20 protein-coding genes are annotated in these 22,983 nt (G+C 74.1%); 16 read left to right on the top strand and 4 right to left on the bottom strand.

Features of this window, described 5'->3' with window-relative positions; all coding sequences use genetic code 11:
- Nucleotides 1-178: 178 nt before the first annotated feature.
- From AB0D10_RS39010 to AB0D10_RS38975, 8 genes are all read left to right on the top strand, one after another.
- A complete protein-coding gene (locus AB0D10_RS39010) occupies nucleotides 179-1,084 on the top strand; it encodes an ATP-grasp domain-containing protein (protein WP_360265434.1) in 906 nt (301 codons plus the stop codon).
- Nucleotides 1,081-1,911 (top strand): alpha-L-glutamate ligase, encoded by an 831-nt coding sequence (locus AB0D10_RS39005; protein WP_360265431.1) that lies wholly within the window; start codon nucleotides 1,081-1,083, stop codon nucleotides 1,909-1,911. Before AB0D10_RS39010 ends, AB0D10_RS39005 begins: the two co-directional genes overlap by 4 nt.
- A 155-nt stretch (nucleotides 1,912-2,066) precedes the next feature.
- Nucleotides 2,067-2,918 (top strand): putative RNA methyltransferase, encoded by an 852-nt coding sequence (locus AB0D10_RS39000; protein WP_360265428.1) that lies wholly within the window; start codon nucleotides 2,067-2,069, stop codon nucleotides 2,916-2,918.
- 249 nt (nucleotides 2,919-3,167) lie between these two features.
- Nucleotides 3,168-4,625 (top strand): ATP-binding protein, encoded by a 1,458-nt coding sequence (locus AB0D10_RS38995; RefSeq protein WP_360265426.1) that lies wholly within the window; start codon nucleotides 3,168-3,170, stop codon nucleotides 4,623-4,625.
- Nucleotides 4,622-5,011 (top strand): nucleotide pyrophosphohydrolase, encoded by a 390-nt coding sequence (locus tag AB0D10_RS38990; protein WP_360265423.1) that lies wholly within the window; start codon nucleotides 4,622-4,624, stop codon nucleotides 5,009-5,011. Before AB0D10_RS38995 ends, AB0D10_RS38990 begins: the two co-directional genes overlap by 4 nt.
- A 155-nt stretch (nucleotides 5,012-5,166) precedes the next feature.
- Complete coding sequence (locus tag AB0D10_RS38985) at nucleotides 5,167-5,889, top strand: DUF6099 family protein (protein WP_360265420.1); 723 nt, start codon at nucleotides 5,167-5,169, stop codon at nucleotides 5,887-5,889.
- Between the two features lie 726 nt (nucleotides 5,890-6,615).
- Entirely contained in the window at nucleotides 6,616-8,781 is a 2,166-nt protein-coding gene (gene helR, locus AB0D10_RS38980) for an RNA polymerase recycling motor ATPase HelR (RefSeq protein WP_360265417.1), read from the top strand.
- Between the two features lie 143 nt (nucleotides 8,782-8,924).
- Nucleotides 8,925-9,233, top strand: coding sequence for a DUF6087 family protein (locus AB0D10_RS38975; protein ID WP_360265414.1), 309 nt, complete (start codon nucleotides 8,925-8,927; stop codon nucleotides 9,231-9,233).
- A 66-nt stretch (nucleotides 9,234-9,299) separates the two neighbouring features.
- Here AB0D10_RS38975 and dapD read toward each other — a convergent pair whose 3' ends face one another.
- Nucleotides 9,300-10,304, bottom strand: a complete 1,005-nt coding sequence (gene dapD, locus AB0D10_RS38970) for a 2,3,4,5-tetrahydropyridine-2,6-dicarboxylate N-succinyltransferase (protein ID WP_360265411.1) — start codon at nucleotides 10,302-10,304, stop codon at nucleotides 9,300-9,302.
- Nucleotides 10,305-10,445: 141 nt separating this feature from the next.
- Between dapD and AB0D10_RS38965 the strand changes: the two genes are divergently transcribed.
- The 3 genes from AB0D10_RS38965 (at nucleotide 10,446) to argF (ending at nucleotide 15,966) form a co-directional block, all read left to right on the top strand.
- The gene (locus tag AB0D10_RS38965; protein WP_360265408.1) at nucleotides 10,446-12,152 is read left to right on the top strand and encodes a 3' terminal RNA ribose 2'-O-methyltransferase Hen1; all 1,707 of its coding nucleotides are present in this window, start codon (nucleotides 10,446-10,448) and stop codon (nucleotides 12,150-12,152) included.
- On the top strand, nucleotides 12,149-14,752 hold the full coding sequence (locus tag AB0D10_RS38960; RefSeq protein ID WP_360265406.1) for a polynucleotide kinase-phosphatase: 2,604 nt from the start codon (nucleotides 12,149-12,151) through the stop codon (nucleotides 14,750-14,752). Before AB0D10_RS38965 ends, AB0D10_RS38960 begins: the two co-directional genes overlap by 4 nt.
- A 212-nt stretch (nucleotides 14,753-14,964) precedes the next feature.
- A complete protein-coding gene (gene argF / locus AB0D10_RS38955) occupies nucleotides 14,965-15,966 on the top strand; it encodes an ornithine carbamoyltransferase (RefSeq protein ID WP_360265404.1) in 1,002 nt (333 codons plus the stop codon).
- Between the two features lie 95 nt (nucleotides 15,967-16,061).
- Here the strand turns inward: argF and AB0D10_RS38950 are convergent, their stop codons facing one another.
- The 3 genes from AB0D10_RS38950 to AB0D10_RS38940 form a co-directional block, all read right to left on the bottom strand.
- A complete protein-coding gene (locus tag AB0D10_RS38950; RefSeq protein WP_360265401.1) occupies nucleotides 16,062-16,595 on the bottom strand; it encodes a superoxide dismutase family protein in 534 nt (177 codons plus the stop codon).
- A 91-nt stretch (nucleotides 16,596-16,686) separates the two neighbouring features.
- Nucleotides 16,687-17,097: a type II toxin-antitoxin system VapC family toxin gene (locus tag AB0D10_RS38945; protein ID WP_360265399.1), complete on the bottom strand. Its 411-nt coding sequence runs from the start codon at nucleotides 17,095-17,097 to the stop codon at nucleotides 16,687-16,689.
- A gap of 81 nt (nucleotides 17,098-17,178) precedes the next feature.
- The gene (locus tag AB0D10_RS38940) at nucleotides 17,179-17,526 is read right to left on the bottom strand and encodes a hypothetical protein (RefSeq protein WP_360265396.1); all 348 of its coding nucleotides are present in this window, start codon (nucleotides 17,524-17,526) and stop codon (nucleotides 17,179-17,181) included.
- 29 nt (nucleotides 17,527-17,555) lie between these two features.
- On the opposite strand from AB0D10_RS38940, the gene AB0D10_RS38935 reads away from it, so the two are divergent.
- From AB0D10_RS38935 to AB0D10_RS38915, 5 genes are all read left to right on the top strand, one after another.
- Nucleotides 17,556-18,617 carry a hypothetical protein gene (locus tag AB0D10_RS38935; RefSeq protein ID WP_360265393.1) on the top strand — a complete coding sequence of 354 codons (1,062 nt, stop codon included), beginning with the start codon at nucleotides 17,556-17,558 and terminating at the stop codon, nucleotides 18,615-18,617.
- Nucleotides 18,614-18,769, top strand: coding sequence for a hypothetical protein (locus AB0D10_RS38930; RefSeq protein ID WP_360265391.1), 156 nt, complete (start codon nucleotides 18,614-18,616; stop codon nucleotides 18,767-18,769). Before AB0D10_RS38935 ends, AB0D10_RS38930 begins: the two co-directional genes overlap by 4 nt.
- A 183-nt stretch (nucleotides 18,770-18,952) precedes the next feature.
- A complete protein-coding gene (gene acnA / locus AB0D10_RS38925) occupies nucleotides 18,953-21,598 on the top strand; it encodes an aconitate hydratase AcnA (protein ID WP_360265388.1) in 2,646 nt (881 codons plus the stop codon).
- A gap of 203 nt (nucleotides 21,599-21,801) precedes the next feature.
- Entirely contained in the window at nucleotides 21,802-22,260 is a 459-nt protein-coding gene (locus AB0D10_RS38920) for a glycoside hydrolase family 18 protein (RefSeq protein WP_360265385.1), read from the top strand.
- Between the two features lie 75 nt (nucleotides 22,261-22,335).
- Nucleotides 22,336-22,965, top strand: coding sequence for a maleylpyruvate isomerase family mycothiol-dependent enzyme (locus tag AB0D10_RS38915; protein ID WP_360265382.1), 630 nt, complete (start codon nucleotides 22,336-22,338; stop codon nucleotides 22,963-22,965).
- The last annotated feature ends 18 nt before the right edge of the window (nucleotides 22,966-22,983 follow it).

The following is a 22,983-nucleotide window of genomic DNA, read 5'->3' as shown; positions in this document are numbered from 1 at the left end:
CCGGTCGGGGGCGGCCGCCGGGGTCGGGAGGCCGCGCTCCGGGCGCGGATTGTTGCCGAACGCTTACCGGTCCGCAGCGATCTTGTGCGGCCACAGAGTGCATGCTGATGCTTTTACAGCTCTGCCGAGGGGGACGGCGGACGTCTGCACTCGGCGAGGCAAGGGGGAAGACAGGCCCATGAGGCTCTGCTTTCTGGTGGAGGAACACTACCGGCACGACGGCATGCCGCTCGACGTGGCGCGGCAGCTCACCGCGTGGGGGCACCGCGTGGACGTGCTGCGCCCCGGGGACTCGCTGCTGGCGATCTCCGAGGAGGTCCGGGCCGGCAGCCACGACGCGTGGGTGCTCAAGACCGTCTCCGGCGGACCCGGGCTGACCCTGCTGGAGGCGGCCGCCGCCGTCGGACTCACCACGGTGAACGACGTGCGCTCGATCCGCGGCGTCCGGGACAAGGCGCTCGCCGCGGTGATCGGCCGCACCCGCGGGCTGCCTGTCCCGGTGACGTACGCGGCCGCGCGGTGGGAGCGGCTGGCGGAGATCCCGGCCGCCGAGTACCCGTTGGTGGTCAAGCCCGCCGACGGCAGCTCCGGGCGTGCCGTCCGGCTGGTGCGCAACCCGGACCACCTGATGGAGGTCGGGCCCGAGCTGGCCGGGGAGGGGCTGCTGATCGCGCAGCCGTACGTGCCGAACTCCGGTACCGACCTCAAGGTGTACTGCGTCGACGGCGAGCTCTTCGCGACGGAACGTTCCTCCCCGCTGCACCCCGGGCAGGGCGTGCGGGAGCGGCAGGTGCCGCTGCCGGGGAGCGTCGCACGGATCGTGGCGCAGGTCGGCGAGGTGTTCGGACTCGACCTGTTCGGGGTCGACGTGCTGCTCGGGCCGGACGGGCCGGTGGTGGTCGACATCAACGACTTCCCGAGCTTCCGGCAAGTGCCGGACGCGGTGGCGCGGGTCGCCCGGGCGGTCCTGCGGCTCGCGCGCAGCGGGACGGCCGTCTCGGTGCCCGGAGAGCCCGCCGCGCTGGTGTCCGCGGGTGGGGCGGCGTACGGACAGCTGGGCTTCGGTGACGGGGAGTTGCTGTGAGGGTAGGGCTGATCGCCGGCGACCCGGGACACCCGGTGCTGGCGGCGACCGCCGCGCTGTTGGTGGAGCGCGGGCACGAGGTGCGGGCCGTTGCGCCCACCGGGCCGGCGGGCGCGCTCGCGGACGTCTACCTGCTCAAGGCCCGTACGCCCGGAGCGCTGGCGCTGGCCCGCGACCTGGAGGGCCGCGGCGTGCCGGTGGTCAACTCGGCGGCGGCGACCGAGCTCTGCCAGGACCGGGTGCGGATGGCCGACCTCGCGCGCTCCGCCGGGCTGCCGTTCGCGGCGACGGTCGACGCCGGGCTGCTGGGCGAACTCACCGCCCCCGGCGATCCGTTCGTCGTCAAGAGCCGGCACAGCAGACGGCACGACCTGGTCGCGCGGGTCGACGGGCCGGCCCGGCTGCGCGAACTCGCCGAACACTGGGCCGAGGAACCCGTCGTCACCCAGCCGTTCGTCCCCGGGACCGGCTGGGACCAGAAGCTGTGGGTGATCGACGGGCAGGTGTTCGCCGCCCGGCGGCGGTCCGAACTCGCCACCGGGTCGGGGGAGCAGGGGCGGTCGGCAGACTGGGAGCCGTCCGCCGAGCGGGCCGGGCTCGCGCTGCGCGTCGGCGAGGTGTTCGGACTCGACGTGTACGGGGTCGACCTGCTGGACGGGCTGGCCGAGCCCGTCATCGTGGACGTCAACGCCTTCCCCGGGGTCCGCGGGCGGCCCGGCGCGCCCGAGGCGCTCGCCGCGCTCGCGCTGCGGGTCGCGGCGGAGCGGGGTGACGCGGAGCAGGGCGCGGCGGGCCGGGTGGCGGTGGGCCCGGTCGCGGTGGAGTAGCGGCGGCGGCCGTCGGGGCGGCGCGTCGGCCCGGCCCCGGGCCCGGGCGGTGGGTCGGGCGGGGTGCGGGTCGGTCGGCGCGGCCGGGCGGGGCGGGTCGTTAGGCTGACAGGCGCCCCGACCGGCCGGGGCGTACGGCGAGAGAAGACGGAACGTTGCTGCAGGACATCGAGCGCTACCTGGCCTGCCCCCTCTGCGCGCAGGCCCTCACCCGGCACGACCGCAGCCTGCGCTGCCCCGCCGGGCACAGCTTCGACCTCGCCAAGCAGGGCTACGTCAGCCTCCTCGCCGGCGACGCCCACACCGGCACCGGAGACACCGCCGAGATGGTCGCGGCCCGCGCGGACTTCCTCGCCGCCGGGCACTACCGGCCCATCGCGGACGCCCTCGCCGAAGCCGCCGCCGAAGCCGCCGCCGAGGCGCCCGCCGACGAGCCCGACGGACTGGTCGCCGACCTCGGCGCCGGCACCGGGCACTACCTGGCCCACGTCCTCGACGCCCTGCCCGACCGGGTCGGCGCCGCCCTGGACATCTCCAAGTACGCGCTGCGGCGCGCCGCCAAGGCGCACCCGCGGATCGGGGCCGTCGTCTGCGACGCCTGGCGTCCGCTGCCGCTGCGCGACGCCTCCGCCGAGCTGATGCTCAACGTCTTCGCCCCGCGCAACGGGCCCGAGATCCGCCGGGTGCTGCGCCCCGGCGGCACCCTGCTGCTGGTCTCCCCCACCGCCCGGCACCTGCGCGAACTGGTGGACGCGCTGGGGCTGCTGTCGGTGGACGAGGAGAAGCAGCGGCGGATCGACGAGAAGCTCGGGCCGTACCTGACGCCGGCCGGGCGGCGGGAGGTCGAGTTCACCCTGCGGCTCGGTGCCCAGGACGTGCGGACCGTCGTCGGCATGGGGCCCAGCGCCTGGCACACCGACCCGGAGCGGCTCGGCGCCGCGCTCGCGAGGCTGCCGGACCCGGTCGAGGTGACCGCCTCGGTGACGTTGGCCGCGTACCGGCGCTGATCGCGCGGGGTGACCCGGGGCACTTCAGGGTGCGCGCGGGTGTTCGGGGGTACTCGGGGGTGCTCCGGGCGCCGGTGGAGGGCCGGTCAGCGGGTCGGGGTGGGGCGCCACGTTGGGATGAATCTGCCGTGCAGGCACGTTTCTGCCGGTCGGTCGGAGGCTAACGTCCGACGGGTGAACCGCGACGCCACCAGGCCCGCAGGGCCGGCCCCCCTCCGACCGGGCGCCCCGGAGCCCGACCGGTCGCCCGTGCCACGCCCCACCGTCGAGGAGCTCCGGCTCACCTCGTTCAAGTCCTACCGGCGCGCGGTCCTGCCGCTCGCGCCCCTCACGGTGCTGCACGGGCCCGCCGGGGTCGGCAAGTCCAACGCCCTCGACGCGCTGGCGGTGCTGTCCCGGCTCGCGCTCGGCGAGGAGATCACCGACTCGCTGGACGGGCTGCCCGACCGCGCCGGTCCGCTCGCCCAGCCCGTCCGGGGCGGCCTCGACGGCTGCGTCCCGCACGGCCGGGACGCGATCATTCTCGGCTGCACCGTCCGCTCTCCGCACGGCCGGATCCGGCTCGACGTGGTGATCCGCACCGACGGCCCGGTCCGGATCGCCCGGGAATCGCTCACCCTTGACGGCCGGACCCTGGTGGACACCGGCGAGCAGGACCTCCGCAGCCGGCGGGTCAACGTCTGCTGGCACAACGACACCCGGCAGGGCGACATCCGGGCGCCCTTCCCCAGCGGCACCATGATCACCGCGCAGCTGCCGCTGCGGGTCGCCGGCTCGTCGGCCGGCGAGTGCCTGGTCCTGGCGGCCGCCGAGGACCTGCTCACCGCCCTGCGCGAGGTCTTCCCGCTGCACCCCGTCCCCGCCCTGATGCGCGGCTGGGCCCCGGCCGACCCGCAGGCCCGGCTGCGCGGCAACGCCGCCAACATCTCCGCCGTCATCGCCCGTCTGGGCAACGAGTGCCCGCGCCGGTACGGGCAGCTCCTGCGGGTCGTCCAGTCCGCGGCGCCGTACCCGCTGCTCGGGCTCGCGGTGGCCGAGCGTGGGAGCGACGCGGGCACGCGGCGCGTCCTGGCCGTCTTCGACGAGGGCGTTCTCGGGCGCACCGGGGCCGACCAGGCCTCCGACGGCATGCTGCGTCACCTCGCCTTCGCCGCGGTGCTGCTGACCGGGGCCGGGGTGCTCGACCTCGACGTGGCCGCCGAGGTGCCGTGGGCGCACCGACAGCTCATCGTGCTGGCCGAGGACCTGGGGGCCGGGCTCTCCACCGAGCAGACCGCCTCGCTGCTGCGGCTGGCCCGGGAGATGGCGGAGCGCAGCCAGCTGCGGGTGGTGGCGGCGCTGCAGGAGCCGGCGGCGGTGCGGGAGGTGCTGGGCGGCGCGGGCGACGGGCGGTCGGCCGAGGGGTGGCCGGGCGGGGAGCGGCCGGGTGAGGGGCCGTCGGGAGCGGGGCCGTCGGGCGGTGAGCGGCCGGGCGAGGGGCCGTCGGGTGGCCCGAGGCCGGCTGGGGTGGTGGTGGTCGAGTGTCGGCGCGACCCGGATTCGGGGTTCACGGTGCTGCGGCCGGAGACGGCCAGGGTGCCGGCCCAGGGCGGGCGGGGGGAGGGCGCCGACGGGACCGCGGAGGGGGAACGGCCGGGGGCGGAGGCGTCGGTGACGGAGGGGGCCGGGCCCGCGGCGGGCGGCGATGGGGTAGACCTGGAGGGGTGAGCGAACGAGTGACGGGACCGGGGGAGCCGACCCTGGAGGCCCTGCAGCAGCGACTGGTGGTCTTCGCGGCAGCCCGGCGGTGGGAGCCCTTCCACACGCCGAAGAACCTGGCGGCGGCGCTGAGCGTGGAGGCCGGGGAGCTGCTGGAGATCTTCCAGTGGCTGACGCCCGAACAAGCGGCCGAGGTGATGTCCGAGCCGGAGCGCGCGCACCGGGTGCGGGACGAGGTGGCCGACGTGCTGGCGTACCTGCTGCAGTTCTGCACAGCGGTCGGGGTGGACCCGCTGGAGGCGCTCGCGGCCAAGATCGAGCGGAACGAGCACCGCTTCCCGGTGCCGGACGGGTCGGTCGACGTCAACCCGGACGTGGACGACCAACCCTTGTGAGGGATGGAAGTTATCCACAACCCCGGGGTTTTCCACAGCTCCTGACAAGCCGGATGCGGGTACCCGCGCTTTCTCGCACGCTGTCGCCGTGACCACCCGGCCGCCCCTCCCGGCGGCCGGAGCGACGGCGACAGCGAGCGAGAGGAGCGGTGGCCATGGAGGCGCTGCGACTGATCAGGACGGCCCGGCACGCCCTGGCCGAGGCCAGGCACGTACCCGATGTGCTGGCCGAGGCGCGGCAGGCCGCGCTGCTCACCGAGGCGATGGGCGCCCGGTTGGCGGAGTCCGAGGACGAGGAGTTCACCGGGCTGGGCCAGCAGCTCTCCGAGGCCGGGGCGCACGCGGCGGTCTGCCTGGACCGCTCCCTCGCCCGGGCCGCCCTGGTCGGCGGCGGCCGGGCCGCGCGCCTCACCGGACTCGGGGAGCTGGCGCCGGCTCTGGGGGCGCTGGACGGGTTGTTGCAGGAGGTCGGGGAGACGCTCGTGGTGCTGGCCTGCGGTGCCGACACTGAGAGCCTCTACTGGACGTGCATCGACGGCGTCGACGCGGTGTCGGAGTGCAAGGACCTGGCCGGGCGGCTGTGGGCCGCGGCGGGCCGGGCCGGGGGAGAGGGGAGCACGGCGCCGGCCTCGAGCGGCGCGGAGACCGAACGGGCGGTCTGCGGTTCGCCGTTACTCGTCCGGCTCGACCCACCGGGCGGCGAAGGGGCGTCGGGCGGCGGCCGTCCGCCGGGCGAAGCCGGACTGCCGGATGCCGTCGGCCCGCCGGACGTCGCCGGGCCGCCGGGTGAGGGTGGGCCGACGGGTCGGGAGCGGGCGGACCACTACCGGGTGCCCGGTGCGGCCGGGGCGCCGGAGCTGTCCGTGCCGGTCGGGTAGGCGGTGGCGCCGGCGTCCAGGGCGCCGGAGGACTGCAACGCGGCGAGATCCGCGGTGACCGAGGCGAGCAGTTCCTGCATCTGTTCCAGCAGGCGCCTGGAGGCGCCGGGCCCGGCTCAGGCACCGTTGCCCGAGCCCGTGGGGCTGCTCCGGAGTTGTGGCGTGGCGGATGGTTCGGACATGGCGGGACCTCGTCGGATCGGTGGTGCGGCGTGAAGCGGCCGACGGTGGCTCGGCCCGTGCGGCGGTGGCGGTGGCTGCCCGCCCACCGGGGTGCACGCCCGCCTCGGCACCCAACGAACCATCCCGGCGGCCGTCACCTGGCACCACCCGATGCGGTCCGGCTCCGGTGCGGCGTAAGCCTCCCGGGTGAGCCGGGGTTGCCATTGCGGCGCGGGCTGGGCCAGGCGCGGACGGCCGACTGCTGACTGGAGACCGCCGACTGGGGCTGCTGACCGGGGACCGCCGGCTGGGGCTGCCGACCCCGCCGCCCGGGCCGCCGGAGCAGGAGGCGCCGAGGACGAACGGAGCGGGCACTTCGACACGGCGCAACGGCGCCGGAGGGCACGGAACGGCGCCGTGCGGGCGACGGAAGGAGATCCGGAAGAGAGCGGAGAAGGGGGAGTACCCACCCCTTGCCACTCTCAACGTATAGCGCACGGGGGGTCTTGCGGCAAGGCCCCCGCGGTGGCGCACAATCGCAGGCCTCAGATCGGAGCTGATGCCATGACCCCCCTGACCACCAGCGCGTTCGACCTTCCCGACCGCCTCGCCGCCAAGGCCGACCCGGCGCTGATCGGCGCCGACGAGCGGCACTTCGAGGCCGTCGCGGGGAGCCTCGAACAGTCGATCGCCGAGCTGTCCGACGGTCTCGACACCCTGCGCCGGGCGCCGGGCGGCCTCGGCCGGGAGGCGATGGACCGGGACATCGAGGTCCACCGGCTGACCGGCCGCCTGCGCGCCCTGCGCCGCTTCGGACTGGACCTCTGCCTCGGACACGTCGTCGCCGCCGACGACCCCGAGCCGGTGTACATCGGGCGGCTCGGGCTCACCGACAGCGAGGGGCGCCGGTTGCTGGTCGACTGGCGATCCCCGGCGGCCGAGCCGTTCTTCGCGGCGACCCACGCCGACCCGATGGGGCTGGTGAGCCGCCGCAGGTACCGCTGGACCGGCGGGCGGATCAGCGACTACTGGGACGAGGTGTTCACCGCCGAGGCCCTGGAGGGGCACGCCGCACTGGACGACCAGTCCGCGTTCATCGCCGGCCTGAGCGGCAACCGCTCGGCCCGGATGCGGGACGTGCTGGCCACCATCCAGTCCGACCAGGACGCCATCATCCGGGCCGGGTCCCGCGGTGCCCTCGTGGTCGACGGCGGCCCGGGCACCGGCAAGACCGTCGTCGCGCTGCACCGCTCCGCCTACCTGCTGTACTCCGATCCGCGGCTCGGCCACCGGCGCGGCGGCGTGCTGTTCGTCGGCCCGCACCAGCCGTATCTGGCCTACGTCGCCGACGTCCTGCCCAGCCTCGGCGAGGAGGGCGTGCGGACCTGCACCGTGCGGGACCTCGTCGCAGAAGGGGCAGGCGCGCGGGCCGAGGCCGATCCGGAGGTGGCCCGGCTGAAATCCTCGGTCGCCATGGTGGAGGCGGTCGAGAAGGCCGTCCGGTTCTACGAGGAGCCGCCCACCGAGGGGATGGCTGTCACCACGCACTGGTCCGACCTCTGGCTGAGCGCCTCGGACTGGTCCGACGCGTTCGCCGCACCGGACCCGGGCACCCCGCACAACGAGGCGCGCGAGCAGATCTGGGAGGAGCTCGCCACGATCCTGCTGGAGAAGCTGGAGGCGGACGAGGACGAGGACGGGGTGTCGCCCGAGCTGTTCCTCCGCTCGCTGCGGCAGGACCGGGAACTGGTGGAGACCCTCAACCGCGCGTGGCCGCTGCTCGAAGCCGCCGACCTGGTCGGCGATCTCTGGTCGGTGCCCGCCTACCTGCGGATGTGCGCGCCCGGGCTCGACCCCGAGGAGGTCCGCAAGCTGCAGCGAAGGGACGCGCCGCAGGACTGGACGGTGTCCGACCTGCCGCTCCTGGACGCCGCCCGGCAGCGGCTCGGCGACCCGGAGGCGGCCCGGCGGCAGCGCCGGCGCGAGGCCGCGGTCGCCGCCGAACGCGCCCGCATGGCCGATGTCATCGGCGACCTGCTCCAGGCCGATGACGACGGGGAGGGCGCGGTGACGATGCTGCGCGGACGGGACCTCCAGGACACCCTGGTCGACGAGACCGCCCTGCCCGTCGCCGACCCCGAGCCGCTGGCCGGCCCGTTCGCGCACATCGTCGTGGACGAGGCCCAGGAACTGACCGACGCGGAGTGGCAGATGCTGCTCCTGCGCTGCCCGTCCCGGAGCTTCACCATCGTCGGGGACCGCGCGCAGGCCAGGCACGGCTTCACGGAGTCCTGGCAGGAGCGGCTGGAGCGGATCGGGCTCGACCGGGCGGCGGTGGCCTCGCTGAGCATCAACTACCGGACGCCGGAGGAGGTCATGGCGGAGGCCGAGCCCACCATCCGGGCCGCGCTGCCGGACGCCAACGTGCCGACTTCCGTCCGCAGCAGCGGCATCCCCGTCGCACACGGGTCCGTGACGGAGCTGGACGCGGTCCTGGACGGCTGGCTCGCCGAGCACGCCGAGGGGGTCGCCTGCGTGATCGGCGCACCGGACTTCCGGGCCCGGCCCCGGGTCCGGTCACTGACTCCGGAGCTGTCGAAGGGCCTCGAGTTCGACCTGGTCGTCCTGGTCGATCCGGACGCGTTCGGCGAGGGCGTCGAGGGAGCCGTCGACCGCTACGTCGCGATGACCCGGGCGACCCAGCGGCTCGTGGTCCTCAGGAGTTCGTGACGAGGAAGGAAGGGAGGAAGCGGGGCCGGATGGGGAGAGGCACGGGAGCGGCCAGGAGGCCACGATGGCAGGGCCGGAACGCTCGTCCCCCGGTCGAGTGACGCGGGTGTCCGCCGACGGCGCCCGGAGGCCAGACTGGGGCGATGGACGAGGAGGAACCGCTGGCGTCGTGGGCGGACAGGCGGGAGCAACGGCTACGGCCGGTCGGGCAGTTGAGGGCCGTGCCGCTCGCGCACGGGCAGCAGTGCGGTGCTCATGTGGCGCCGGGCGAGCCGAGGCTCATCCTGCGCTGGGACGGCTACCAGTGGCTGCCGGAGACGGTGGCCGAGGACTACGCCGCCGCACAGCGGATCCTGCACGGGATCGAGGGTGACGGCCTGCTGCGCCCGGCTCACCGGGGGCAGCGGCCGAGGAAGGCACCGGGACGCCACCGCAAGCCCCGGGAGGTGTGAGGAGGCGCCACGCGAGTGGGGCCCGGCGCCACCCGGCGCCGGACCCCGACCGTCGCTGCCCGCAGGTCAGTTGTGGGCGTGCAGGTCCGCGTTCAGACCGCCCCAGGAGCCGGAGCGGGCGATGACCTCGACCGCGCCGGTCTGCGAGTTGCGGCGGAACAGCAGGTTGTCCTGGCCGGACAGCTCGACGGCCTTGGCCACCGTGCCGTCCGGGGTGGTGACCCGGGTGCCGGCGGTGACGTAGAGGCCGGCCTCGACCACGCAGTCGCTGCCGAGCGAGATGCCGATGCCCGCGTTGGCGCCGAGCAGGCAGCGCTCGCCGACCGAGACGACCTGCTTGCCGCCGCCGGACAGGGTGCCCATGATCGAGGCGCCGCCGCCGATGTCGCTGTGGTCGCCGACGACGACGCCCGCGCTGATCCGGCCCTCGACCATGGAGGTGCCCAGCGTGCCGGCGTTGAAGTTGACGAAGCCCTCGTGCATCACGGTGGTGCCGGCGGCCAGGTGGGCGCCGAGCCGGACGCGGTCGGCGTGGGCGATGCGCACACCGGTCGGGGCGACGTAGTCGGTCATCCGCGGGAACTTGTCGACGCCGTACACGGCCAGCTGGCCGCCCTGGGCGCGCACCGCGAGGCGGGCCTGCTCGACCTTGTCCACCGGGACAGGGCCGATGCTGGTCCACGCGACGTTGGCCAGCAGGCCGAAGATGCCGTCCAGGTTCTGGCCGTGCGGCTTGACCAGACGGTGGCTCAGCAGGTGCAGGCGCAGGTACACGTCGTGGGTGTCGAGCGGCTTCTCGTCCAGCGAGGCGATGGTGGTGCGCACGGCGACCACCTCGACGCCGCGGCGCGCGTCGGCGCGCAGCGCCTCGGCCGCGCCGGTGCCGAGCTCGGCCTCGGCCTGCTCGGCGGTCAGGCGGACGGTGCCGGCCGGGCCGGGTTCGGCGGCCAGGACGGGGGCGGGGAACCAGGTGTCGAGAACGGTGCCGTCGGCGGCGATGGTGGCCAGGCCGGTGGCCACGGCGCCGTTCGCCGAGGAGGTGGATTCGAGCGAGGTGGATTCAGCAGTCACATCGTGCACGTTAACCAATGCGGGGCCCCGCTGCCGAACACGCCCACCGTGCGGACGCGCCCGGCGGACGTCCCGGCGACCGGGGCGCGGGGTGGGAAAACCCGGTGCTCAGGGCTCCGCCGCTGGGCAATACTTCGGCGGGTGTTCATGTCGATCTCCACCACCGGCAGCGCCGAGGACCCGGCCACGGATCTCGGGTTCCTGCTGCACAAGCACCCCGGCAAGGTCCAGCGGTTCACGACGTCGCACGGCGAGGCCCACGTCTTCTACCCCGAGGCGGGGGACGAGGCCTGCACGGCGGCGCTGCTGCTGGACATCGACCCGGTCGCGCTGGTCCGCAAGGGCCGGGGCGACGGCAGGGGCCGCGGCGGCTCGCCCGACTTCGCGCTCGCCCAGTACGTCAACGACCGGCCGTACGCCGCGTCCTCGCTGCTCGCGGTGGCGCTGCGGACGGTGTTCCGGTCCGCGATGAAGGGCGCCTGCCCGGCCCGGCCCGAACTGCCGGGGCGGGCCCGCCCGCTGCGGATCGAGCTGCCCGCCGTGCCCGCGAACGGTGCGGGCGAGGGCGGCGGCCTGGCGATGGTGGCCCGGCTGTTCGAGCCGCTGGGCTGGGGGGTCGAGGCGACGACGATCCCGCTGGACGAGGCGTTCCCGGAGTGGGGCGACTCCCGGTACGTGCGGATCGTGCTCGCCTCCGACACCGTCCGGCTCGCCGACGCGCTCCAGCAGCTGTACGTGCTGCTGCCGGTGCTGGACGGCGCCAAGCACTACTGGGTTGCCCCGGACGAGGTGGACAAGCTGCTCGCCGCGGGCGAGGGCTGGCTGGCCGCCCACCCGGAGCGCGGCCTGATCACCCGTCGCTACCTCGCCCGGCGCTGGTCGCTGACCCGGGCCGCGATGGAACGCCTGGAGCTGGCCCGGTTGGCGGAGGCGGACGACCGCGAGGTCGAGGAGATCGACAACGCGGTCGACGACCGGCCCGCAGAGGAGTTCGGGCAGGAGCCGGGGCAGGTGCCCGGGCGGGAGTCCGGCGAGCCGGACGGCGGCGGGAGCAGCGAGGGGGACGGCGGTGCGCTCGCGGAGCCGGAGCTGCCCCGCGTGCCGCCCCTGGCCGAGCAGCGCCGCACCGCGATCCTCGACGCCCTGCGCGAGACCGGCGCCGCCCGCGTCGCCGACCTCGGCTGCGGTCAGGGCGAGCTGATCGGCGTCCTGCTGAAGGACGCCCGGTTCACCGAGATCCTCGGCGTGGACGTGTCCGTGCGGGCCCTGCGGGCGGCGAACCGCAAACTGCGCCTGGAGCGCCTGCCGGAGCGGCAGGCGGCCCGGGTGACGCTGGCGCAGGGTGCGCTGACGTACACCGACGCCCGGTTGAAGGGCTACGACGCGGCGGTGCTGTGCGAGGTGATCGAGCACCTGGACCTACCGCGGCTGCCCGCCCTGGAGTACGCCGTGTTCGGGGCCGCCCGGCCGCAGGCCGTCGTGGTCACCACGCCGAACGCCGAGTACAACGTCCGCTGGGAGACCCTGCCGGCGGGCAGCGTCCGGCACGCCGACCACCGCTTCGAGTGGTCCCGCGCGGAGTTCCGTGCCTGGGCCGGGAAGGTCGCGGCGGCCTACGGTTACACGGTGGTGCTGCGCCCGGTCGGCCCGTACGACGAGGAGGTCGGGGCACCGACCCAGCTCGCCCTGTTCACCACTGTCACCGAGCCGGCGCCCGTCGCCCAGCCGACCACCGCCACCGAACCGCCCGTCACCGAACCCGAGCCGACCGCCACCGACCCGACCCCCGCCACCGACCCGACCCCCGCCACCGACCCGACGACGCCCGAAGGAGGCGAACCCCGATGACCGACGCCGCAGCCGACGAGAGCACCGAGAGCACAGCCCCGCGCCGCCTTCCCGTCACCGACGTCTCCCTCGTCGTCCTGATCGGCACCAGCGGCTCGGGCAAGTCCACCTTCGCCCGCCGCCACTTCCTGCCGACCCAGGTCGTCTCCTCCGACTTCTGCCGCGGTCTGGTCGCCGACGACGAGAACGACCAGTCCGCCTCCGCCGAGGCCTTCGACCTCCTGCACTACATCGTCGGCAAGCGACTGGCAGCCGGGCGGCTGACCGTCGTGGACGCCACCAACGTCCAGCCGGAGGCGCGCCGCCAGCTGGTCAGGATCGCCCGCGAGCACGACGTGCTGCCGATCGCGATCGTCCTGGACGTCCCGCCGGGGGTGTGCGCCGAGCGCAACCGCACCCGTCCGGACCGCCAGTTGCCCGCCCACGTCGTCCCGCGGCAGAACCGCGAGCTGCGCCGCTCCCTGCGCGGCCTGGAGCGCGAGGGCTTCCGCAAGGTGCACGTCCTGCGCGGCGAGGCCGAGGTGGTGTCGGCCGAGATCGAGACGGAGAAGCGCTACAACGACCTGCGTCACCTCACCGGCCCGTTCGACATCGTGGGTGACATCCACGGCTGCCGCTCGGAGCTGGAGACCCTGCTGACCCGCCTCGGCTACGCCCTCACCCGGGACGCCGAGGGCCGTCCGGTGGACGCCGAGCACCCGGCGGGCCGCACCGCCGTCTTCGTCGGCGACCTGGTCGACCGCGGCCCCGACACCCCGGGCGTGCTGCGCCTGGTGATGGGCATGGTGGCGGCGGGCCACGCGATCTGCGTGCCCGGGAACCACGAGAACAAGCTCGGCCGCGCGATGGACGGCAAGAAGGTCACCGTCTCGCACGGCCTGCAGGAGTCGCTGGACCAGCTGGCGGGGGAGTCCGAGGAGTTCAGGGCCGAGGTGCGCGCCTTCATGCGCGGCCTGGTCAGCCACTACCTGCTGGACGGCGGCGCGCTGGTGGTCTGCCACGCCGGTCTGCCGGAGAAGTACCACGGCCGGAACTCGGGCCGGGTCCGCTCGCACGCGCTGTACGGGGAGACCACCGGTGAGACCGACGAGTACGGCCTGCCGGTGCGCTACCCGTGGGCCGAGGAGTACCGCGGCCGGGCACTGGTGGTCTACGGCCACACCCCGGTGCCGAACGCGAGCTTCGTCAACAACACCATCTGCCTGGACACCGGCTGCGTCTTCGGCGGCAGCCTGACCGCGCTGCGCTACCCGGAGCGCGAGCTGGTGGGCGTCGAGGCCGAGCGCGAGTGGTACGCCCCGGTGCGTCCGATGATCACGGACGCGCCGGGCGCCCGCGAGGGCCGTCCGCTGGACCTCGCCGACGTCGCCGGGCGCCGGATCGTCGAGACCGGCCTGCACGGGCGGGTCGCCGTCCGGGAGGAGAACGCGGCGGCCGCACTGGAGGTGATGAGCCGCTTCGCGCTGGACCCGCGGCTGCTCGCCTACCTGCCGCCGACCATGGCGCCGAGTGCGACCTCCCGCCGGGACGGCTACCTGGAGCACCCGGAGGAGGCCTTCCTGGCCTACCGCGCGGACGGCGTGCGGCACCTGGTGTGCGAGGAGAAGCACATGGGTTCGCGCGCGGTGCTGCTGGTCGCCCGGGACGGTGCCGCGCTGGAGCGCCGCTTCGGTGTGGCGGGTCCGGGCGCGATCTGGACCCGCACCGGCCGCGCGTTCCTCAACGACGACGGGCTGACCGCCGCGGTGCTCGACCGGGTGCGGGCGGCCGCCGAGCGCGCCGGCCTCTTCGACGAGCTGGCCAGCGACTGGCTGCTGGTGGACGCCGAGCTGATGCCGTGGTCGCTGAAGGCGGTGGAGCTGCTGCGCCGTCAGTACGCGGCGGTCGGCGCGGCGGCGGGTGCGGCTCTGCCGGAGGTGCTGTCCGCCCTGGAGCGGGCGGCCGGGCGCGGCCTGGACCTGGCCGGGCTGACCGCCCGCCAGCGGCAGCGTTCCGCCGATGCGCGGGCGTTCACCGAGGCGTACCGGCGCTACTGCTGGCCGACCGAGGGCCTGTCGGGCATCCGGCTGGCGCCGTTCCAGCTGCTGGCCGCCGAGGGGGCGAACCTGGCGGTGCGCCCGCACGACGAGCACCTGGCCCGGATCGACCGCCTGGTGGCCGCCGACGACGCGGAGGAGCCCGTGCTGCACCGCACCGGCCGGGTCCTGCTGGACACCGAGGACGAGGCCTCGACGGCCGCCGCCACCGCCTGGTGGGAGGAGCTGACCGGGGCGGGCGGCGAGGGCATGGTGGTGAAGCCGCTGGCCTCGCTGGTGCGGACCTCGCGCGGCGAGGGCCGTCCGGGCGGGCTGGTGCAGCCCGGGGTGAAGGTGCGCGGCCGGGAGTACCTGCGGATCATCTACGGTCCGGACTACACCGAGCACCTGGACCGGCTGCGGCAGCGCGCGTTGGGCCACAAGCGCTCGCTGGCGTTGCGCGAGTACGCGCTGGGGCTGGAGGCGCTGGACCGGCTGGCGGCGGGGGAGCCGCTGTGGCGGGTGCACGAACCGGTGTTCGCGGTGCTGGCGCTGGAGTCCGAGCCGGTCGACCCGCGCTTGTAGCGTCGACCCGCGCGGCCTGTAGCACCGACCCGCGCGGCCCGTGGCGTCGACCCGCGCCCGTTGGCGGCGGGCGGTGTCCTGCGGAGCCGGCCGGTGGAGGGGGAGTCCCGTCCGGGGCTCCCCTTCACTCGACTCACTTCTGTATAGAAATTCCAAGTATCGTATACGCTTGCTAACCTTCCCCTCTCGTCCCGTCACCCCAGGAGCCCGGTATGGCCTTCAACCTCCGGAACAGGCACTTCCTCAAGGAGCTCGACTTCACGCCCCAGGAGTTCCGCTTCCTGGTGGACCTCGCCGCCGGGCTCAAGGCAGCGAAGTACGCGGGCACCGAGCAGCCCCGGCTGCGCGGCAAGAACATCGCGCTGATCTTCGAGAAGACCTCCACCCGCACCCGCTGCGCCTTCGAGGTCGCCGCCCACGACCAGGGGGCCACCACGACCTACCTGGACCCGTCGGCCTCGCAGATCGGACACAAGGAGTCCATCAAGGACACCGCCCGGGTGCTCGGCCGGATGTTCGACGGCATCGAGTACCGCGGCCACGGCCAGGAGGTCGTCGAGGAGCTCGCGACGCACGCGGGTGTCCCGGTCTGGAACGGCCTCACCGACGAGTGGCACCCCACCCAGATGCTGGCCGACGTCCTCACCGTCACCGAGCACACCGTCAAGCCGCTGACCGACGTCGCGCTCGCCTACCTCGGCGACGCCCGGTCCAACATGGGCAACTCGCTGCTGGTGACCGGTGCGCTGCTCGGCATGGACGTCCGCATCGTTGCCCCCCGCGCGCTCTGGCCGACCGAGGACGTGCAGAAGTCGGCGCGGGCCCTGGCCGAGTCGACCGGTGCCCGGATCACCCTGACCGAGGATGTCGCCGGGGGCGTGGCCGGCGCGGACTTCCTCTACACCGACGTCTGGGTCTCGATGGGCGAGCCCAAGGAGGTCTGGGCCGAGCGGATCGAGATGCTCAAGCCGTACCAGGTCTCCATGGAGACCGTCCGGGCCACCGGCAACCCGGCCGTGAAGTTCCTGCACTGCCTGCCCGCGTTCCACGACCTCGGCACGGTGGTCGGGCGGCAGATGTACGAGGCGACCGGCATGACCGAGCTGGAGTGCACCGACGAGCTGTTCGAGTCGCCGCACTCCATCGTCTTCGACCAGGCCGAGAACCGCCTGCACACCATCAAGGCGGTCCTGGTCGCGACCCTCGGCTCCTGACGGGACCGCCGACGATCCGACGATCCGCAGGACACGCAGGACACGCAGGACACGCAGGACACGCAGGACCCCGGGTCCCCGGAGGCCCCAGGGGCTCAGCGCTCCAGCTTGACGCAGGCCACCCGGTCGCCCGCCCCGTGCGGTCCGGCCGGGGTACCGGCGTGCAGCACCAGCGAGCGCGCCCCGCCCGGCCGCGGCTGCCAGGCCACTGCCGTCGTGGCGGTGCCGTCGCCGTGTCCGTCGGTGCGCAGCACCAGGCGCAGTTCGTTGCGCTCGTTGGCGTACGCCGGGTCGGTGGACGGCTGCACCGGGTCGACCGTGTCCTGGTAGTGCGGCCCGGAGGACGCCGGGTCGGCCCCGCAGCCGCCGGTGTGCAGGTGCGCCGGGAACTCGTGGTCGGGGGCGAGCCCGGACACCGTCAGGGTGAGCGCCGTCTGCCCGGGCACCGAGCGGTCGGTGACGACCCGGGCGTGCGAGCCGTACGGCACCAGGTCCTGCGCGTAGCTGACGGCGGCCGGTGGGACGAAGGCGGTGGCCGGGTCGAAGGCGGCCTCGACGACGGAGACCGGCGGGGCGGCGGGGGCGAGCAGGGCCAGCGGCAGCAGGGCGGTGGCGAGCGGAGCGGTCATCGGTCGGGCCTTCCACGGGCAGGGCGACGGTCACCCTGCTAACGGCGCCGGCCGGGGAAGGACACCGCCGCCGGTGAGCGCCGACCCGGGCTCAGGGGGCCGGTTCGCGCCGGATCCCGCGGATCTCGCAGCGCGGTCCGCTGGCCCGCATCAGCCGCAGGTCGGCGGTGACCAGCGGTGCCCCGTACCGCTCGGCGACGGCGACGTAGGCGGCGTCGTCCGGGGTCAGGTTGTCCTTGAGTTCCCAGATCCGTCCGAGCAGCGGCGCCACCTCGACCTTGCGGATCGCCACGGCGGCCAGTTCGCGGGTGAGTTCGGCGACCCGGTCGGCGGTCAGCTCCTTGGCCAGGTAGAGGCCGCGCAGCGACTGCATCACCTCGACCACGATGTGTTCGGGCGCCGCCCAGTCGCCGTCGGCGGCGAGTTCGGCCCGGGCCGCGGCGCCGCGCGGGCCCTCGTCGGCCAGCGCCAGCACCAGTGCGGACGCGTCCACCACGATCATCGGAGGCCCCCTCTGCCTGTCACGTCACGGGCCACCGTACCCGGGAGCCGGACCGGGTGACGGCGGGGCGCCGGCGGCGGCTCAGCGTCCGAGCAGGAGCCCGGCGAGCACCGAGGCGGCGTTGGCGGTGGCGGAGGCGGCCCAGGGGAGCGCGGTGCGCGCCGACAGCCCGGTGAGCGGGGCGAGCAGGGCGCCCTCGGCGAGGCAGACGGCGGCCTCGCCGAGCCCGAAGGCGGTCCAGTACGCTGCGGCGGGCCCGGCGGCGTACGGTCGCAGGGTCCACCAGAGCAGCGGGTGCGTCGCCAGGTTGACGAGGACGGCGGCACCGGCCGCCCGGGACGGCCGCACGCCGCCGGCCCGGGTGAGCGCGACGGTGTAGACGGGGACCTCGACCAGCAGGGTCAGGGTCAGGGCGAGGGCGTAGGGCACGGCGGGGATCGTGCCACGGGGAGGGGACCATGGCCACCGAGCTCGCACCCGTACCGGTGCCGGCAGCCGCGCGGGTGTGGCCGGCGCCCGGTCCGGCGGCCCGGCTCGGCGCCGCGCCGTTCGCGGGCTTCGTGCTGTCGGCCGTCCTGGCGCTGGCGCTGGCGCTGCGGGCGCCGACCGGTCTGGCGGTGCTGGGTCTGGCCGGGTTCGGCCTGCTGCACAACGTGCTGGAGCTGCGCTACGTGGCCGGCCGTTTCGCCGTCGTGCTGGCCGGTCCGCTGTTGCGGCTGCTGCTGGCGCTGGTGACCGGCATCGTGCTGTGCCGTCTGCTGCCGCCCTCCAGGGCGTCCCAGGCGGCGGAGATCCTGCTCGCGTACGGCCTGCTGGCGGCGGCCTGCCGGTACGGGCTGCGCGGGCGGCCGCGGCTGCTGGCGGGGAGCGCGGTGCTGCTGGCCGGGGCGGGCGCGGCTTCGCTGGCCTTTCCCGCGTACCACTTCGTGGTGCTGGCGCACCTGCACAACGTGGTGCCGCTGCTGTTCCTGGCCGAGTGGTCGCGTCGGCTGCGGCGCGGGCGGGCGGCGTTCCTGGTGCTGCAGTCCGGCTGGGTGCTGTTGGTGCCGGCCCTGCTGCTGAGTGGCCTGCTGGACGGTCTGCTGGTGCAGCGTCCGGGCGGCTGGACGGACCGGCTGGCGGCGGCCTACACCCCGCCGGCGTGGTTGACGCCGACGGCGGGCCTGCGCTTCCTGGCGGTGTTCGCCTTCCTGCAGACGATGCACTACGTCGTCTGGGTCTGGTTCCTCCCCCGGTACGCCCCGGAGGCGGCGGAGCGCTTCGAGGCCCGGGTACCGGCGCTGCGCGGCGGGCGGGCGTGGGCGCTGGGGGCGGGGGCCGGCGCGCTGCTGGCGTTGTTGTTCGCGGTGGACTACGCCCGGGGCCGCTCGTTGTACGCGGCGCTGGCGAGTTACCACGCGTACCTGGAGTTCCCGGTGCTGCTGATGCTGGTGCTCGGCCTGGGCGCGGCCCGGGGCGGGGCCGGGGGGTCGGCGGGTGGACCGGAAGTGGACCGACGTGGAGCGGAGGTGAAGAGATGAGGACGATCCTGCTGGCGGACGTCGCCCCCTCGCCGACCGGCGGTTCCGGTGGTGAGCTTGTGGTGGTGTTGCTGATGGCGGCCGGGCTGGTCGCGGGAGCGGTCTGGCTGATCAGGCTGGAGCGCAAGCGGCGCGGCCCGGACGACGAGTGAGTCACGGCATGCACTATGGTTTATCTCGACATCGAGATAACTGCCCCTTACGATATATCTCGACATCAAGATACTTGCCGAGAGGCGCGCACCGGCGATGCGGGCAAGGCGAGCCTAAGTAAGGCTGACCTTACCACCGTGTGGCGGCCGGATATCGCACGAAGCACCCAGAAGGAGTCAGTCGTGTCCGCGAACAGCTTCGACGCCCGCAGCCCGCTGCAGGTGGGCGACGAGTCGTACGAGATCTTCAAGCTCTCCGCCGTCGAGGGTTCCGAGCGGCTGCCGTACAGCCTCAAGGTGCTGCTGGAGAACCTGCTCCGCACGGAGGACGGCGCGAACATCACCGCCGACCACATCCGCGCCCTCGGCAACTGGGACGCCGACGCCCAGCCGAGCCAGGAGATCCAGTTCACGCCGGCCCGCGTGATCATGCAGGACTTCACCGGTGTGCCGTGCGTCGTCGACCTCGCCACCATGCGCGAGGCCGTCAAGGAGCTGGGCGGCGACCCGGCCAAGATCAACCCGCTGGCCCCGGCCGAGCTGGTCATCGACCACTCGGTCATCGCCGACAAGTTCGGCACCAAGGACGCGTTCACCCAGAACGTCGAGATCGAGTACGGCCGCAACAAGGAGCGCTACCAGTTCCTGCGCTGGGGCCAGACCGCGTTCGACGAGTTCAAGGTCGTCCCGCCGGGCACCGGCATCGTCCACCAGGTGAACATCGAGCACCTGGCCCGCACCGTCATGGTCCGCGGCGGCCAGGCCTACCCGGACACCTGCGTCGGCACCGACTCGCACACCACCATGGTCAACGGCCTGGGCGTGCTGGGCTGGGGCGTCGGCGGCATCGAGGCCGAGGCGGCCATGCTCGGCCAGCCGGTCTCCATGCTGATCCCGCGCGTCGTCGGCTTCAAGCTGACCGGCGAGCTCCCGGCCGGCACCACCGCCACCGACCTGGTCCTCACCATCACCGAGATGCTGCGCAAGCACGGTGTGGTCGGCAAGTTCGTCGAGTTCTACGGCGACGGCATCGGGGCCATCCCGCTGGCCAACCGCGCCACCATCGGCAACATGTCGCCGGAGTTCGGCTCGACCTGTGCGATCTTCCCGATCGACGCCGAGACCATCAACTACCTGCGCCTGACCGGCCGCGACGAGCAGCAGCTCGCCCTGGTCGAGGCGTACGCCAAGGAGCAGGGCCTCTGGCACGACCCGTCGGTCGAGCCGGTCTACTCCGAGTACCTGGAGCTGGACGTCTCCACCGTCGTCCCGTCGATCTCCGGCCCGAAGCGCCCGCAGGACCGCGTGGTCCTCGCCGAGGCCGCCCAGAAGTTCGCCGAGGCGCTGCCGACCTACTCCGCCGAGGCCTCGAAGCCGACCGCCGTCACCGCCCCCGACGGCTCGACCTACGAGATCGACAACGGCGCGGTCGTGATCGCCTCGATCACCTCCTGCACCAACACCTCCAACCCCTCCGTGATGCTGGGTGCCGCCCTGCTCGCGAAGAAGGCCGTGGAGAAGGGCCTGCGCGTCAAGCCCTGGGTCAAGACCACCCTGGCGCCCGGCTCCAAGGTCGTCATGGACTACTACGAGAAGGCCGGCCTGCTCCCGTACATGGAGAAGCTGGGCTTCAACCTGGTCGGCTACGGCTGCGTCACCTGCATCGGCAACTCGGGCCCGCTGCCCGAGGAGGTCTCGGCCGCCGTCAACGAGTCCGACCTCGCGGTCGTCTCGGTGCTCTCCGGCAACCGCAACTTCGAGGGCCGGATCAACCCCGACGTCAAGATGAACTACCTGGCCTCCCCGCCGCTGGTGGTCGCCTACGCCCTCGCCGGCAACATGAACGTCGACATCGCCAAGGACGCCCTGGGCCAGGACGCCGACGGCAACGACGTCTTCCTCGCCGACATCTGGCCGACCGAGCAGGAGGTCGCCGACACCGTCGCCGGCTCCATCGACGAGGCCATGTTCGACAAGGGCTACCAGGACGTCTTCGCCGGTGACCACCGCTGGCAGTCGCTCCCGGTGCCGACCGGCAACACCTTCGAGTGGGACGCCGAGTCCACCTACGTCCGCAAGCCCCCGTACTTCGAGGGCATGGCCAAGACCCCGAGCCCGGTGACCGACATCGCCGACGCCCGCGTCCTGGCCAAGCTGGGCGACTCGGTCACCACCGACCACATCTCCCCGGCCGGCAACATCAAGCCGGGCACCCCGGCGGCGCAGTACCTGACCGCCAACGGTGTCGAGAAGCGCGACTTCAACTCCTACGGTTCCCGTCGTGGCAACCACGAGGTGATGATCCGCGGCACCTTCGCCAACATCCGCCTGCGCAACCAGATCGCGCCGGGCACCGAGGGCGGCTACACCCGCGACTTCACCCAGGCCGACGCGCCGGTGTCGTTCATCTACGACGCCTCGCAGAACTACCAGGCCGCCGGCACCCCGCTGGTCGTCCTGGCCGGCAAGGAGTACGGCTCCGGCTCGTCCCGTGACTGGGCCGCCAAGGGCACCGCGCTGCTCGGCGTCAAGGCCGTCATCGCCGAGTCCTACGAGCGCATCCACCGCTCGAACCTGATCGGCATGGGCGTCCTGCCGCTACAGTTCCCGGAGGGCGAGAACGCCGACTCCCTCGGCCTGACCGGCGAGGAGACCTTCTCCTTCACCGGCGTGACCGAGCTCAACGAGGGCCGCACCCCGAAGACCGTCAAGGTCAAGGCGGGCGACAAGGAGTTCGACGCGGTCGTCCGCATCGACACCCCCGGTGAGGCGGACTACTACCGCAACGGCGGCATCCTGCAGTACGTGCTGCGCTCGCTCATCGGCTGAGCCACGCCAGTCCCCGAAGGGGCCGGACCGCACCACGCGGTCCGGCCCCTTCCGCGTGCCGGGCCGGCTTCCGTGCGCCGCGCCGGTCCTCCGCACGGTGGGCCGGTTTCCGCGGGCCGGGCCCGTTCCTGCATCGTGGGCCGGCTTCCGAGTGCGCCGCGGGCTTTTGCATGCTGCACCGACCCGGCCCGTCCCCTTGCGCGGTGAACGGCAGATGGACTAAGGCAAACCTCTACCCCGACCCGGCCGACCCGGACCCCCGCCGGCGCAGCGCCGACACGGCGGTCACGCACTACCAGGAGCGCGGCCTGCCCTCCGAGCAGCTCGTCCTCGGCGCCCCGCTCTACGGCCACGGCTGGACCGGCGTCGCCCCCGGCAGGCGCGGCGGCCTCTTCCAGAGCGCCACCGCCGCCGCGCCCGACCACTCGTACCAGGAGATCAACGCACTGCCCGGCACGGTCCACGTGGACCGCGACCACGGCGCGTCCTGGAAGTACGACGGCACCACCTTCTACAGCTACGACACCGCCGAGGTGCTCACCCTGAAGGCGCGGTACGCGCGCTGGAACGACCTGGGCGGCGTGATGGTCTGGTCGCTGGACGGCGACGACGCCCGGGGCAGCGCGATCGCCGCCCTGGACCGCGGCCTGCGCCGCGACTGACGCCCGCACGCCCGTCACGGCCGGGCCGAGCCCCCCGGGGGTGCGGCCCGGCCGCCGCCGTAGTACCACGGAACCATGGCGACGACACCGGACCCGTGGGGGACGATCCACCGCGAGCGGCGCGCCCTGCTCGCCGACGTGGAGGGCCTCACCCCGGGGCAGTGGGCGACGCCCTCGCTCTGCGTCGGGCGGACCGTGCAGGACACCCTGGCGCACATGGCGGCGACGGCCCGGATGACCCCGGCAGGCTTCTTCCTGAAGCTGGCCCGGTCCGGCTTCCGCTTCGAGGCGATGACCGCCCGTGAGATCGCCGAGCTGACCGCCGGGACGCCCGCCGACACCCTCGACGCCTTCCGGGCGCGGCTGGACTCGGTCAGCCACCCGCCGGGCCCGGTCGACAGCTGGCTGGGCGAGACCGTGGTGCACGCCGAGGACATCCGGCGCCCGCTCGGCATCGTCCGCGCGTACCCGACGGAGGCCCTGACCCGGCTCGCGGACTTCTACCGGCGCTCCAACCTGATCGTCGGCGGCAAGCGGCGGGCGGCCGGGCTGACCCTGCGGGCCACCGACGCCGACTGGACGGCGGGCACCGGCCCCGAGGTGAGGGGTCCGATCCTCGCGCTCCTGCTGGCCGTCACCGGGCGCCGGATCGCGCACGGCGAACTGGAGGGCGAGGGGACGCCGACGCTGACCGGGCGCGGCTGACCGCCGCCGCGGTCCACG

It is taken from the genome of Kitasatospora sp. NPDC048545 (assembly GCF_040651155.1).
Taxonomy (GTDB): Bacteria; Actinomycetota; Actinomycetes; order Streptomycetales; family Streptomycetaceae; genus Kitasatospora.
This window is presented reverse-complemented; position numbering and strand designations above follow the sequence as displayed.